Below are 12,397 nucleotides of genomic sequence, written 5' to 3'. Positions count from 1 at the left end.
ATCACACGGGGCCGGGGGGGGCACACCGGCCTGGCCGTTCAGTGGGCGGGCTCCGGGGAGAGCGCCCGGGTCCGGATGTCCTTCCAGACGGGGATGAAGTCATAGGTGGGGTAGAACTCGGTGTGGAACGCACCCCATGCGGCCCGTTCGATGGCCAGGTTGACCGAGCGCAGCTTGTCGGGCGGGACGCGCAGCGTCACCACCTGGCCGATGCCCATCATGACGTACCACGACACCACCTGGCAGCCCTCGGGAGGGAACTGGCGGTGGAAGCCGGTGCGGTCGAGGTGGGCGTTGATCTCCTCGAGCGTCTTCGACTGGTCGTGGCGCAGGAAGATGGTGAGCAAGAAGGCGTCGGAGCCGGCTGCGGCCGCCGGGGCAACGGGCGGCGGGGCGGGCGTGGCGGAGGGCCCAGGTGGGGTGGGGTGGCTCGGCCGGAGCATGGCGCAGCCGGAGGCCAGCAGAACGAGCGCGGCGGCGAGCGGGGCGCGGGAATGGGACATGGCGGCGACCGTATCAAGCGGGGGATGCTCACTCCGCTTGAATCCGGGCCATGTCCGGGGCCAGATACAGGGCAGGGTGTACTGCCAGGAGGGCACAGGATGTCCGGTGCTTCGCGGTGGTGGGAGAGCGCGAGAGAGTGGGTCGGGAAGTTGCCCTCGGGGCTGTCCGGCCAGGTGACGGTGGACGTGGCCCGGAAGCGGTTGAGGCTGTCCCATGCCCGGGTGGAGGCCCTCGCGCGCAGGGCGCTGCGGGACGTGAAGGCGCTCACGGTGGGCGACTGGGTCCACCAGCCACAGGTCTATGACGTGCGGCTGGAGGTCTCCGGCTGGAAGCTGCGCGTGGACGTGGCCCTGGAGCGGCTGGAGCTCGCCTCGGGTCGCTACCACCTGACGCTGCGCACTCCGGGCCGCGTGGACCTGGAGGAGTCTCGGGCCGCCTCGGTGCTGGTGCAGGGCGTGTTGCGCCTGGGCGGGGGCAAAGCCGCGCTGCGCACCGTGCTGGATCAGGTGATGCCAGAGGGGCTGAGCTGGGACGGGCAGCGCTTCCTGGTGTCCGGAGTGCTTCCGAAGGAGGGGGCGGTGTCAGCGAGGCTCTTCGAGTCCTCTTCGCTGGCGGTGAACGCCGAGCACGACCCCGAAGGCGTGTGGCTGTCGGCCGAGGCCTGGCCGGGCCTGATGGACCTGATGCAGGCCGCGCTCAGCGTGGACCTGCCGCGCAAGCCGCCGGGGACCTGAGCGGCCCCGTGTCTCGGGAGCGGGGTGAGTTTCCCCGCCCCTTGCCGGACGGGGGCTCAGAAGCCCACGACGGTGATGCAGTCGTCCAGGCACTGCTTGATGGTCTCAGAGCAGGTCCGGCTCTTCACGCACTGGGAGCACTCCTGCGCCTGGGCCGAGAAGTCCTTGTCCTTCTTGACCTTCTCCTCGCACGAGTCCGTGCACTTCGCCACGTCGAGGCCGGAGGACACGCACTCCTGCTTCTTCTCACAAGCGACGCGACAGTCGCTCTTGCAGCCCACCAGGGACATCGCGAGGCCCAAGGCCGCCACTGCCATCACAATCCGGTTCTTCATCGACTCCTCCGATGCGGCGCATCATGCACGGAGATGGGCGCCGTGCGAAGAATCGGGAGCTCGCACCTCAGGGCCCCTTTGCTTTGCGCGGACGTTGGGGTCCTTCTCCTCGGCGAGGCGCTTCTCCAGCTCGGTCTGGGCTTTGGCCATCGCGGCGCGGGTGCGCTCGCTCACGCGCGGGCCGAGGTCAATCACCTGCTCGTCCGCGCTGGTGACGCCGAGGGACGAGGCCTCCTCCGGGTTGAACTGCGCGAGGGTTTCCAGCAGCACCTGGGCATGGGCATTGCTGCGCGCCACCCATCCCGTGTTCCCCTTCTCGGTGGAAGGACGGCGCCTCCCGTGTCCTTCGGCCCTCCGGGCCGCTGGGCTACAGTCCGCGGGCACACGCCATGACGACCGCCCTGATTCTCTCTGCCCTGCTGGCAACCGTTCCAGCGTCCTCTTATTCCGCTGCCGCGGTTCCAGGCCCTCAGGCGCTCACGACACTCTGGGAGCAGGTTCACTCGAAGGAACTCCCCCTGCCACCGTTGGTGCGCCACTCCCACGTGGAGAAGCACCTGAAGCGCCTGCATGAGAAGGCCCCCGACCTCTTCCAGCTCGAGGTGGTGGGCCACTCGGTGGAGGGGCGCGCCCTCTACCATGTCTCCCTGGGCACCGGGGCTCGGCACGTCCTGCTCTGGTCCCAGATGCACGGCGACGAGCCGACCGCCACCACGGCCCTGATCGACTTCCTCGAGTACATCCGGACGCATCGCGAGGAGCCCTGGGTCTCGCGAATCCTCTCCGAGCTCACCCTCCATGCCGTGCCGCTGCTCAACCCAGACGGCGCCGAGCGCTACCAGCGCCGCAACGCCCAGGGCATCGACATCAACCGGGATGCGCTCGCACTGCAGACCCCCGAGGCGCGGACCCTCAAGGCGCTCCGGGACAGGCTCCAGCCCTTCATCGGCTTCAACCTGCACAACCAGAGCTGGCGCTATGCGGTGGGGAGCACGGGGCGCCCGGCCTCCATCTCGCTGCTCGCGGCGGCCTTCGACGAGCCCCGGAGTGATAACCCGGGGCGGGTGCTGGCCAAGAAGGTCTGCGCGGTGATTCGCGATGCGCTGGAGCCGCTCGCGCCCGGACAGGTGGGCCGCTACGACGACTCCTTCGAGGTGCGCGCCTTCGGCGACAACATGACGCGCTGGGGCACGCCCTCCGTCCTCATCGAGACGGGCCCCTGGCCCTCGCGGACGCCGGACGCGCCTCTGGTCCAGCTCAACTTCGTCGCGCTCGCCACGGCCCTGGATGCACTCGCGAGCGGGAAGGCCGCGCAGGCGGACGTGGCGCGCTATGAGTCCATTCCGGAGAACGACAGCACGGGCCTCGTCTACCTGATGCTCAAGGGCGTGGGCCTGTTCGGCGCCGATGGTAAGCCCTTCACTGCGGACGTGGGCATCTCCGTCACCCGAGCGGTGCGCGATACCGGCAAGGGGCTCGCGATCGTCCACGTGGGCAAGGTGAACGAGCTGGGCGATCTGCGCGTCCTGGGAGCCTTGGAGACCGTGGACGGAGGCGGGCTGTTCGCCGTGCCGCTGTCCGGGCCAGCCGCCAAGGAGGGCGACACCCTCCACCTGGCGCAGCCCAAGCAGCATGCCATCCAGATGGACCAGCCCGCGGAGCTGATGCTCCTCAAGCCCCTGGAGAAGGCGTCCACCTATCGCATCGAGCGCATCATCCGTTTCGAGCGCTGAGCTGGGGACACGGCGTGCGCTCTGTCCTCCGCGCACGCCGTGGGTGCTACGAGAGACGCCTTACGGGTGCGTCTGGATGTAGATGTGCGAGGTGCACGGGTGGTCGCCGGACACCACGTCGGCGAAGTCGATCGGGTTGCCGCCCGAGTCCACCGGATAACCCGGGGTGGGAGCAGGCGCGCCCGAGGTCCACCGCGTGGCGCCACCCGTGGCCCAGTACACCGGGTAGCCGGCGCTGGGGGCAGGGGTCGAGGTGAGGGTCAGGTTGCCGGCGCAGTACGCGGGCGCACCCGGCGGGAACTCCACGGACAGATCCAGGGGGATGCCCGACCGCAGGTTGTAGTGCACGACGAACGAGGCGGTGGAGCGCACGTCCGCGTTCTTCGACCACATCGTCCCGCTCGAGGTCATCTGCGCGAAGCCCAGCTCGATTCCAGGCTCGGGGCTCGTGCCCGGCGGCGGGTTGTAGCAATCGAGGGGGATGTTGACGAACTCGATGATGGTGCAGGCCGGGCTGACGTGCTCGATGTCGGCGTTCCAGGTGCCCAGACCATCCGCGGGATCGATGGTGCTCTGACGGATGCCCGTGATGCGGAACGACGTGCCCGTGGAGTTGAACACGGGGCTCGCGCTCTGCTCGTTCCACAGGCCCGTGGTGGGGGAGAACCGCCACATGACGGTCCGGCAGGTCCCATTGAGCACGCAGGCCGGCATGGTGCCTCCGATGGAGGCGGGCACGGGCAGCTTCACGTCCATCGTTGCCCCGGTGCCCAGCGCGAGCGTGTTGCCCTGGCTGTCCACGGCCGACAGTGTCACCGCGCCCACGGTCTCGAGCGCCACCGTCTGGCCGAGTGCGTTGCGCGCGGTGAAGTCACCGGGCATCGTGGCCGGGCCGTGAGGCACGATGGAGAACGTCACTTTTCCCGAGGTGGGGAGGGCGCCCGTCGCGGTGCGGAGGGTGTTCGCGAGCAGCTCCACGCGGATGCCGGAGAGCGGATCCTGGATGACGGTGTTGACCGTGGAGTTGATCTGCTGGGTGTAAGCCTTCCCGAGGACGTGCACCAGGTTGAGCTCACCCGCCATCTTGAGCTCGTTCACCGGCCCGTAGCCGTCCTTGCGGATGTCGAGCCGGTAGCCCGTAGTCGACGCCGCCACCGAGAAGGAATACGTCCCGTTGCTGCTGGTGATGCGGTTGATGCCATTGATCGTCACGCGCGCGTTCGCGACCGGCTGGTTGTTGGCGTCCCGGACCGTGCCCGAGAAGACCGCCGACAGCGCGGCGGAGCTGGCCTGGAGGTCCTCGGTGGGAAGGGGAGCGGGGCTGCCCTCGCCACAGGCGAGGCCGAGCAGAACCGGCATCAGCAGAAATGCAGAGCGTCTCATCATCGTGTTCTCCGGGGGAGTAGATGAGAGGCCGCGACTGCACGGCTCGTACCAGCACGAGGCGAAGCCGTCTTCGGGTCGTGCCAAGAGTGAGCGGTAGCGCCCCGTTCTCGGGCATGTCGACAGCGGAGCAACGAGGCCGGCCCACATTCGTGGTCTGCACGGCTACCGGTTTGAAGGCGCTGGGGACTCCCGGCTCGCCCGGGCGAATTGACGCTGTTCCGGGTGGAAGCTAGACCTGCTAGGGCTCGCCTGCTCGGGTGCGTGGAGAGATGATGGAGACGATGGACTCACGGGATGTCGTGCCGGACAGTGTGCGGTTGCCGCTGCGTTTTGATGTTCGGCGCCTGCGGGAGGACCTGGCGCGCATTGCCCCGGAGGAATGGGTGGCCCACTTCAACACGCGCACCTACGAGGGCGAGTGGAGCGGTGTGGCGTTGCGTGCGGTGGGAGGTGTCGCTGGGCGGTTGTACCCGGACCCCGCCGCGAGCGAGCCCTTCGCGGATACACCCCTGCTGGAGCGCTGCCCCGAAGTCCGGGAAGTGCTGTCCGCCTTCGCCTGCCGGATCGAGTCGGTTCGGTTCCTCAAGCTGGCCGCCGGAGCCCGCATCCGCGAGCACCGTGACTACCGGCTCGGTTACGAGGACGGCGAGGTTCGGCTTCACGTTCCCGTGGTGACCCATGAGAGCGTGGGGTTCTTCGTGTCTGGCCAGCGCGTCCTCATGCGAGAGGGCGAGTGCTGGTACGTGAACGTGAACCAGCCGCACCGTGTGGACAACACCGGGGAGGTGGATCGTATCCACCTGGTGCTGGACTGCGTGCTCGATGACTGGTTGAGGGAGCTGTTCGCACGCGCGATGCGAGAGGCCGCCGATGCCGCGTGAGGCGTTCGAGCGCTTTCGTGCCATCGTCCTGCGCGAGCCGGAGCTGCAGGTGCGGCTCCGGGACATCCGAGACTCGGAGACCTTCTTGGAACTCGTCGTGAAGTTGGGTGAGGAGCGGGGCTGTCACTTCACCTCCGAGGAGGTGCGTGCCGTCTGGCAGGAGGCGCGTCGCGCCTGGTTCGAGCGGTGGCTATGACGCTGGATGAGACGCTGTTGGCTGAGTGGATTCCCCTCCGCGTCCACGCGCGGGAGGGCCGGTTCGTCGTGGAGTGGTGCTACCTGGGCGGCCAGCGCTTCACGGATCCCTTCTTCGACAACACGATTCAACGGCGGCTTTGCTACCCCTTCAACTGGTTGTTCCGGCACGAGACGTCCCTCGAGGAGTTGCTCGTGTTGGAGGCCCGGCGCCCCGGGCTGCGCCCCACGGGGCTCATCTTCCACATGTCGCGCTGCGGCTCGACGCTGCTGGCACAGACGCTGGCGGCCTTGCCTCGCAACGTCGTGCTCTCCGAGCCGGCGCCTGTCGACACGGTGATGCGCGCCCGTGTGGGGGCGCAGGCGCTCACCGATGAACAGCGCATCGCATGGTTGCGCGGGATGGTGGGGGCGCTCGGGCAGAAGCGCCATGCGTCCGAGCAGCACCTGTTCATCAAGTTCGATGCGTGGGCCTTGCGGCAGTGGCCGCTGATCGAACGCGCCTTCCCGGGCGTGCCATGGCTCTTCCTCTACCGCGACCCCGTGGAGGTGATGGCCTCGCATCTGCGCCACATCGGTGCCCATTTGATACCTGGGGTGCTCGAGCCCGAGTTGCTGGGGTTGAGCCCGGAGCAACTCCCGGGCCTGCCTCTCGAGGAGTATGGCGCTCGCGTCCTGGCCTCGATTTGTGAGGCTGCCTTGGGCGCCTGGGAGTCCAGGAAGGGACCCGCGCGGCTCGTGGAGTACCGCGAGCTTCCGGCATTGATTCCCTCCCTGTTCTCGGAGCTCTTCGGTCTGGAGCTCTCGGCGGAGGAACTCGCGTCGGTGCGTGAGGCCATGGGGCGGGACGCCAAGAACCCCGTCCTTCCGTTCGAGAACGATTCCGCCATGAAGCAGCGGGCGCTGACGGGTCCCGCTCGTGAGGCTGTGGAGCGATGGGTGGGGCCGCTGTACTCGCGGCTGGAGGCGGCTCGGCGCGACACGCGCCGGGTGGGTTGAGCCACGTTCAGCAGCCCGGGACCCGAGGCTCGCCAACCTCCAACGAGCGGCGACGCTGCCCTGGACGGACGGGGGGCGTTGCGCCGTCCAAGAGGCTTCCGAGCCCTGCCTGGCGTGCCAATCAGGGGAGCGCCGTACGTGCGTTGGCGTTGGGGTAGGAAGTTGGCCTTCCTCGTTACGCTGTTGTTGTCTTGCGAGATGAACATCGCCGCAGAACCCGGCATTGCACGGGAACCTCATATGGAACAAGAAATCGCAGCCCTCAAGAAGCAGGTGCAGCGGCAGGGCGTCCTCCTGCGGTGGTCTCTCGGTGGTTGGGCCCTGGGCGCATCTCTTCTGCTGATGGGTTCCGGGAAAGCGACTGAGGGACAAACCTCCCCTCAGGAATTGAAGCTGCGCCGCCTCGCCCTGGTGGATGCGAAGGGCGTCGAACGAGTCGTTCTCGAGGCCGACCGGACCGAGGTCCGCATGGACGGTCAGGTCATCAAGACCAAGACGGCTCGGCATGGACTCACCATCCACAAGTCCAATGGGGACGAGGTGGGGGGCATCGGCATTCTGGATAATGGGTACACGGCCATGGTCCTGGATGGCTACTCAGCTCATGGCGTCAGAGAGCGAGTGGGCTTCAGAGTGAGCCCGGATGGGAGCAGCAGCTTCTACGTGAACGATGCCAAGGGGCAGGCGCGCGCGTTCCTGGAGGTGGACGACAAGTCGAACACCCGCTTCAAGCTCCAGGATGACCAAGAGCACCCGCAGGTCGATGTTCTCGTTCAACCCGACGGAAAGGTTGAGTGGAAGGGAGTGAGCGCACAGGGGAAGCAGGTCGCGCCTCCTCCCAAGGGGAATTAGTACTCCAACGCGAAAGTCCGGCGGATGCGGTCGCTCGCGCGGCATCTTGATCCGCCCGAGCTGCAGCAGAGCTTCCTGGAGAGTGTGCCAGACCACGCCCGCCTCCTCACCCTGGCCGAAGGCTCCCAGGGTGAGGCATCATCCTGACGCCCAGCGGAGGCGGTGCCGATGCGTGTGGGAATTCAAGGATGGGGTTCTGAAGGGGACCTGCGCCCACTGATTGCCCTGGCGGCTCGGCTGCGCCGCGGGGGGCACGAGGTCCGGCTGGTGCTGTCGCTCATCGACGAGATGGACTACGGCCCACTGTGCCAGCGGCTCGGCGTGCCGCTACAGGTCGTCCCCGAGCGGATGCAGTACTCGCTGCGCGGCATCTGCCAGGCGTCACGGAGCGCGGACCCCTCGAAGGTGTCGCGCGAGTTGCTGGACCAGGCCTTCTTCCCCCACCTCGAGGAGATGTACGCGGCCGCGCAGGCCCTCTGTGCGAAGAGTGACGTGGTCATCGGGCTCTTCTCGTCCTGGTATGTCAAGGCAGCGTGCCTCGCGAGCGGCACGCCCTTCGTCGCGGTGCACTATTACCCCGGGCTCGTCCCGTCGCGGGAAGTGCCGCCCATTGGCTTTCCCTCGTGGCGGTGGCTCAACCGGGTGAGCTGGGCCCTGTTTGGTGCACTCATTGACCTGGGATTCCGCGCGTCGGCCGCACGGTTCTTCGCCAGCAAGGGGCTCCCCCCAGTCCGCCACGCGCTGCCCGATGTCTTGCTCTCCGAGCGGCTCAACCTGCTGGCCACGAGTCCGACCCTGTTTCCGCCAGCGCCGGATTGGGGCGCGCTCCACAGCGTGTGCGGCGAGTTCGTGCTGTCCGATGACGACGTCCCGTGGCAGCCGTCCCCCTCCCTGCGCCAGTTCCTCGAGTCGGGCGAGAAGCCGGTGCTGGCCTCGCTGGGGACGATGGAGCACCTCGCGCCCGAGCGTGCGAAGGACCTCCTCCTGGGTGCCGTGCGGCAGGCCAAGGTGCGCGCCGTCATTCAGACGAAGTCCCAAGGGGTCGAGGAAGGCCAGGACGGAGAGGTCTACTTTCTGCGCTGGGCACCTCACCGGCAGCTCGTGCCGCTCTGCCGCGCGATGGTGCTCCATGGGGGGGCCGGCACCACGCATGCAGCTCTGCGTGGCGGTGTTCCAGCGGTCACTGTCCCCTTCATCTTTGAGCAGCGGTTGTGGGGGAATCTGCTGCACCGAGCGGGTTCAGCCACAGCGCCCCTGTCGTTCTGGAAAGCGACTCCCGAGAAGCTCGCCGAGCGGATCCGCGAGGCGGCCACCTCCGAGGTGATGAGGCAACGCGCGTCCGCTCTCGCTAGCGCGTCGGCTGCCGAGGATGGGACGGGCACCGCCACGCGGCTCCTCGAGAGACTGGAGCTGCGTTGAGGGCTTGGCCAGTGATTCCAATCCGGCAACTGCATGGGGATGGGAGTTCACCTCCTGCGCTGACCGCGCATCCAACAGAGTCACCGCCTCGTCGCTCAGGTGTCAAACACCTCGTACTGGCTCGCTGCGCAGCTCCTCGACTCCAGTCTTGGGAGCGGAAGGAGGCGAAAGAATTCCTGCATGATTCCCCGCTTCGCCGGCTCTGTATCGCGGTGGTGGGCCCGTACAGCGCCTGGGCGCGCCCGAGCTGGGGGCGCGTTGTCTGCATGGTGCTGTCCATCCTTTCCCTGGTAGGGAAGGGGGCACTGCTCGGCCTCCTCAGCCTGATCGCGCTTGTCAAAGCCGGGCCCCTGTTCGGCGACAACAAGATTTCCCACAATGATGTGGAAGCCGCCTTCAAGGCTCGCACGAGTCAGGCACACGCGGGAGATGGGTTGTGACGCGGGCTCAGGCCGCTCGGCGGGCCGCAGTGGTCGGGCGGATGTCTCCGTAATTCGGCGCCGGCAGAGTAATCGTCGGCGACAGGCCCGGCGCCACCAGTGCGCTCGTCAGCAATGACGACGGGTGGAAGTTCACGAACGCCCCCTCCACCCGCGACGGGCCCGCGAAGAGCTTCTCCACCACCATCGACGAGTACTGCTCCAGCGAGCTCTCGCGGGTGTTGCCGTTGAGCACCACCTCCCAGCCCATCTGCTCGGCGAAGGCTCGCACTCCCGGAATGCTCGACTGCAGCGGCGTGTAGCTCTCCGTCGCCACGCCGTTCTCGCTCACCACGAACACTTCCCTGTCCGTTGCCACCGCCAGCGACATGTTCCCCATCGTGTGCCCCGGCGTCGACAGGATCGCCGCGCCTCGGCCCAGCCACGTGTCCCCGTCCAGCAGCACCACGCGCTCCTCTGGCACTCCGTCCGTTCCGCCCGGCACGTACCAGACCTTCTCCAGCGGATGCAGGTTCTTCACCGACTCCCACTCGGCCCGCTGGATCAGCAGCTTCGCCCTCGGGAAGTACGCCGGCTCCCCATCCCCGCCCAGCCACCGCCGCACGTCCTGCACGTGCAGGTGATCGAACGCGATGTAGTCCACGTCCGCTGGCTTCAGCCCCAGCGCCGTCAGGTGGCTCTGCACCGTTCCGAGCCGCCGCGCCATCACCTTGTCCGAGATGAAGTCGCCGTACTTCTTACGCAGCGACTTGAAGAAGGGCGTCGCCTGGCCGCGCTCGTAGTCGCTCGGGTTGAAGAGCAGGGTGCGCGTCACTCCGTCCTCCAGGTACTGCACCACCTGCATCCGGTTCGTCATCATCACGTAGGGCGCCGGAGACAGCGCCCCTCCGCTGAAGGCGAACTGCGACGGGTAGGGGAACGTGACCAGGTCGCACGTGGCCACGGCCGCCACCGCGCCACCGGCCGTGAAGGACTCACGCGCCTCCTGTGCGGCCCGGCGGAGCTTCTGCAGGCGAAGTCCGGATACCGGCTCGGCGCGGGCCTCGTTGAGGAAGGGGAGGGGACGGAAGGACGTGTTCATGGGTTCACCGTGAGCTCGAAGACGGTCTTCACCGACTGGTGGCTGGCACGTGCCAGGTTCGCCTCGATGGCCTCCTGGTAACGCGCGAGTGGGAAGGTATGTGTCACCAGCATGCTCGGATCCGGGCCCTCCCGGCGGGCGAGCAGCTCCAGCACCAGGTCGAAGGTGTGCTGGCGAACGCCCCGGAAGCTCTCTGGCCCGTACACGTAGGAGCCGAGCAGCGTCAGCTCGTTGCGCCCCACCGTTGTCCAGTCCACACGCTCGAGAATCCCCGCCGCCCCCCCCACCAGCACCACCTTCGCCAGCGAGCGCATGTAGCGCGGTGAGTCCTGTACCGAGCCCGCGCTCTCGATGCAGTCGAACGTCACCTCGTAGCCCTCCATGCGCGCCGGCGGGCCCAGGATGGGGCGGAAAGCGATTGAAGGGCTCGCTCTGGGGGCTCATCTTGAAGAAGAGCGTCCCCATGTCCGAGCCGCACAGCCCCGTCAGCAACGGCCGCAGCCGCACCCAGTCCGGCCCGGGCAGGGTAGGGGAGGCCAACTCACGCAGGGAGAGACTGCTCCCGCGCCCGTAGTGCAGCTTCGGGTACATCCCCCCCATCCCCTTGGCGAGGACGTACTTGGGGATGGAGAGGTCGAAAACGAGTCCCTTCACGGGGGCAAGCTCCCTGGGCAGGCGGGCTGGCGGCGGGCGGCCGGAATCTAGCGCCGCGAGAGGAGCCGCGACACGGGGGCCATTCTGGTAGGGTGACGGCAGAGGAACGAGGGGTATGGCGAAGGCGAAGCGGAAATCCGACGACACGCTCAATGAGGAGGCGCTCAACGACGAGGTTCGGGTCGAGGCCTCTCTGCGGCCGCGCTCTTTCGACGAGTACGTGGGGCAGAGCGCCGTCGTCGAGAAGCTCAAGGTGTACGTCCAGGCAGCCAGGAGCCGGGGCGAGGCGCTCGATCACTGTCTCTTCTCCGGCCCTCCGGGTCTGGGCAAGACGTCGCTGGCCTACATCATGGCCAACGAGCTGGGCGTGGGCATTCACGTCACCAGTGGTCCCGCGCTCGAGCGCAAGGGCGACCTGGCTGGCCTGCTCACCAACCTCAACGAGCGCGACATCCTCTTCATCGACGAGGTCCACCGCCTCAACGCCGCCATCGAGGAGTACCTCTACCCGGCCATGGAGGACTTCCGGCTCGACATCACCATCGACACGGGCCCCGCTGCCCGGGCGATGAAGATTGATCTGCCGCCCTTCACCCTCATTGGCGCCACCACCCGCACCGGCCTCCTCACGTCGCCGCTGCGCGATCGCTTCCAGATTCAGGAGCGGCTCGAGTACTACGAGCCCAAGCACCTGGAGCTGATCCTCAACCGCTCGGCGCGCATCCTCGGGGTGAAGCTGGACCGCGAGGGCTCCAAGGAGATCTCCACCCGCGCCCGCGGCACGCCCCGCATCGCCAACCGGCTGCTGCGCCGGCTGCGCGACTTCGCCCAGGTGGAGGGCGATGGCACCATCACCCAGGAGCTGGCCGCCCAGGCCCTCACCCGGCTCGGCGTGGATGCCTCCGGGTTGGACGCGATGGACCGCAAAATCCTGCTCACCATCCTCGAGAAGTTTGGTGGGGGCCCGGTGGGCGTGGAGACCATCGCCGCCGCCGTGGGCGAGCAGCGCGATACCATCGAGGACGTCTACGAGCCCTTCCTCCTCCAGGAAGGCTTCCTCCAGCGCACGCCGCGCGGCCGCACGGCCACGCACCATGCGTACAGCTATTTCAACAAGAAGGCGCCCACCTCGGGTGGGCAGGGGTCCCTCTGGTGAGCACCACCGCCACCGCCGTCCCGGCTCC

Annotated in this window: 15 protein-coding genes; 9 read left to right on the top strand and 6 right to left on the bottom strand. The window is 67.8% G+C overall.

The window, feature by feature from the left end:
- Positions 1–38 precede the first annotated feature (38 nt).
- Entirely contained in the window at positions 39–503 is a 465-nt protein-coding gene (locus tag OV287_RS36685) for a hypothetical protein (RefSeq protein ID WP_267538684.1), read from the bottom strand.
- A gap of 99 nt (positions 504–602) precedes the next feature.
- Between OV287_RS36685 and OV287_RS36680 the strand changes: the two genes are divergently transcribed.
- Positions 603–1,238, top strand: a complete 636-nt coding sequence (locus tag OV287_RS36680; protein WP_267538683.1) for an Hsp20/alpha crystallin family protein — start codon at positions 603–605, stop codon at positions 1,236–1,238.
- 56 nt (positions 1,239–1,294) lie between these two features.
- Here OV287_RS36680 and OV287_RS36675 read toward each other — a convergent pair whose 3' ends face one another.
- Positions 1,295–1,573, bottom strand: coding sequence for a hypothetical protein (locus OV287_RS36675; protein ID WP_267538682.1), 279 nt, complete (start codon positions 1,571–1,573; stop codon positions 1,295–1,297).
- Between the two features lie 21 nt (positions 1,574–1,594).
- A complete protein-coding gene (locus OV287_RS36670; RefSeq protein WP_267538681.1) occupies positions 1,595–1,870 on the bottom strand; it encodes a hypothetical protein in 276 nt (91 codons plus the stop codon).
- Between the two features lie 92 nt (positions 1,871–1,962).
- Between OV287_RS36670 and OV287_RS36665 the strand changes: the two genes are divergently transcribed.
- Positions 1,963–3,306 (top strand): M14 family metallopeptidase, encoded by a 1,344-nt coding sequence (locus OV287_RS36665; RefSeq protein WP_267538680.1) that lies wholly within the window; start codon positions 1,963–1,965, stop codon positions 3,304–3,306.
- Positions 3,307–3,366: 60 nt separating this feature from the next.
- Here the strand turns inward: OV287_RS36665 and OV287_RS36660 are convergent, their stop codons facing one another.
- Positions 3,367–4,692: a carboxypeptidase-like regulatory domain-containing protein gene (locus OV287_RS36660; RefSeq protein ID WP_267538679.1), complete on the bottom strand. Its 1,326-nt coding sequence runs from the start codon at positions 4,690–4,692 to the stop codon at positions 3,367–3,369.
- Between the two features lie 269 nt (positions 4,693–4,961).
- On the opposite strand from OV287_RS36660, the gene OV287_RS36655 reads away from it, so the two are divergent.
- From OV287_RS36655 to OV287_RS36630, 6 genes are all read left to right on the top strand, one after another.
- Entirely contained in the window at positions 4,962–5,573 is a 612-nt protein-coding gene (locus OV287_RS36655; protein ID WP_267538678.1) for an aspartyl/asparaginyl beta-hydroxylase domain-containing protein, read from the top strand.
- Positions 5,563–5,769: a Nif11-like leader peptide family natural product precursor gene (locus tag OV287_RS36650; RefSeq protein ID WP_267538677.1), complete on the top strand. Its 207-nt coding sequence runs from the start codon at positions 5,563–5,565 to the stop codon at positions 5,767–5,769. Before OV287_RS36655 ends, OV287_RS36650 begins: the two co-directional genes overlap by 11 nt.
- Positions 5,766–6,767, top strand: coding sequence for a sulfotransferase family protein (locus tag OV287_RS36645; protein WP_267538676.1), 1,002 nt, complete (start codon positions 5,766–5,768; stop codon positions 6,765–6,767). Before OV287_RS36650 ends, OV287_RS36645 begins: the two co-directional genes overlap by 4 nt.
- Positions 6,768–6,929: 162 nt before the next feature.
- Positions 6,930–7,619: a hypothetical protein gene (locus tag OV287_RS36640; protein WP_267542618.1), complete on the top strand. Its 690-nt coding sequence runs from the start codon at positions 6,930–6,932 to the stop codon at positions 7,617–7,619.
- A 168-nt stretch (positions 7,620–7,787) separates the two neighbouring features.
- Entirely contained in the window at positions 7,788–9,038 is a 1,251-nt protein-coding gene (locus OV287_RS36635) for a glycosyltransferase (protein ID WP_267538675.1), read from the top strand.
- Between the two features lie 266 nt (positions 9,039–9,304).
- Positions 9,305–9,478: a hypothetical protein gene (locus OV287_RS36630; protein WP_267538674.1), complete on the top strand. Its 174-nt coding sequence runs from the start codon at positions 9,305–9,307 to the stop codon at positions 9,476–9,478.
- A 7-nt stretch (positions 9,479–9,485) separates the two neighbouring features.
- Here OV287_RS36630 and OV287_RS36625 read toward each other — a convergent pair whose 3' ends face one another.
- Together OV287_RS36625 and OV287_RS36620 are read right to left on the bottom strand one after the other, a co-directional pair.
- Entirely contained in the window at positions 9,486–10,559 is a 1,074-nt protein-coding gene (locus tag OV287_RS36625; protein ID WP_267538673.1) for an MBL fold metallo-hydrolase, read from the bottom strand.
- Entirely contained in the window at positions 10,556–10,942 is a 387-nt protein-coding gene (locus tag OV287_RS36620; RefSeq protein ID WP_267538672.1) for a hypothetical protein, read from the bottom strand. The genes OV287_RS36625 and OV287_RS36620 overlap by 4 nt, the downstream gene beginning before the upstream one ends.
- A gap of 386 nt (positions 10,943–11,328) precedes the next feature.
- On the opposite strand from OV287_RS36620, the gene ruvB reads away from it, so the two are divergent.
- The gene (gene ruvB, locus OV287_RS36615) at positions 11,329–12,369 is read left to right on the top strand and encodes a Holliday junction branch migration DNA helicase RuvB (protein ID WP_267538671.1); all 1,041 of its coding nucleotides are present in this window, start codon (positions 11,329–11,331) and stop codon (positions 12,367–12,369) included.
- The last annotated feature ends 28 nt before the right edge of the window (positions 12,370–12,397 follow it).

Source organism: Archangium lansingense (genome assembly GCF_026626635.1).
Taxonomy (GTDB): Bacteria; Myxococcota; Myxococcia; order Myxococcales; family Myxococcaceae; genus Archangium; species Archangium lansingense.
Note: the sequence above shows the minus strand (reverse complement) of the source record. Positions and strands in the feature narration are given on the sequence as shown.

Coding starts and splice junctions, on each gene's coding strand:
- OV287_RS36660 (WP_267538679.1), bottom strand. CDS start 4,692: ATGATGAGACGCTCTGCATTTCTGCTGATGCCGGTTCTGCTCGGCCTC.
- OV287_RS36645 (WP_267538676.1), top strand. CDS start 5,766: ATGACGCTGGATGAGACGCTGTTGGCTGAGTGGATTCCCCTCCGCGTC.
- OV287_RS36620 (WP_267538672.1), bottom strand. CDS start 10,942: ATGGAGGGCTACGAGGTGACGTTCGACTGCATCGAGAGCGCGGGCTCG.
- OV287_RS36650 (WP_267538677.1), top strand. CDS start 5,563: ATGCCGCGTGAGGCGTTCGAGCGCTTTCGTGCCATCGTCCTGCGCGAG.
- OV287_RS36680 (WP_267538683.1), top strand. CDS start 603: ATGTCCGGTGCTTCGCGGTGGTGGGAGAGCGCGAGAGAGTGGGTCGGG.
- OV287_RS36665 (WP_267538680.1), top strand. CDS start 1,963: ATGACGACCGCCCTGATTCTCTCTGCCCTGCTGGCAACCGTTCCAGCG.
- OV287_RS36685 (WP_267538684.1), bottom strand. CDS start 503: ATGTCCCATTCCCGCGCCCCGCTCGCCGCCGCGCTCGTTCTGCTGGCC.
- OV287_RS36625 (WP_267538673.1), bottom strand. CDS start 10,559: ATGAACACGTCCTTCCGTCCCCTCCCCTTCCTCAACGAGGCCCGCGCC.
- OV287_RS36630 (WP_267538674.1), top strand. CDS start 9,305: ATGGTGCTGTCCATCCTTTCCCTGGTAGGGAAGGGGGCACTGCTCGGC.
- OV287_RS36675 (WP_267538682.1), bottom strand. CDS start 1,573: ATGAAGAACCGGATTGTGATGGCAGTGGCGGCCTTGGGCCTCGCGATG.
- OV287_RS36635 (WP_267538675.1), top strand. CDS start 7,788: ATGCGTGTGGGAATTCAAGGATGGGGTTCTGAAGGGGACCTGCGCCCA.
- ruvB (WP_267538671.1), top strand. CDS start 11,329: ATGGCGAAGGCGAAGCGGAAATCCGACGACACGCTCAATGAGGAGGCG.
- OV287_RS36655 (WP_267538678.1), top strand. CDS start 4,962: ATGATGGAGACGATGGACTCACGGGATGTCGTGCCGGACAGTGTGCGG.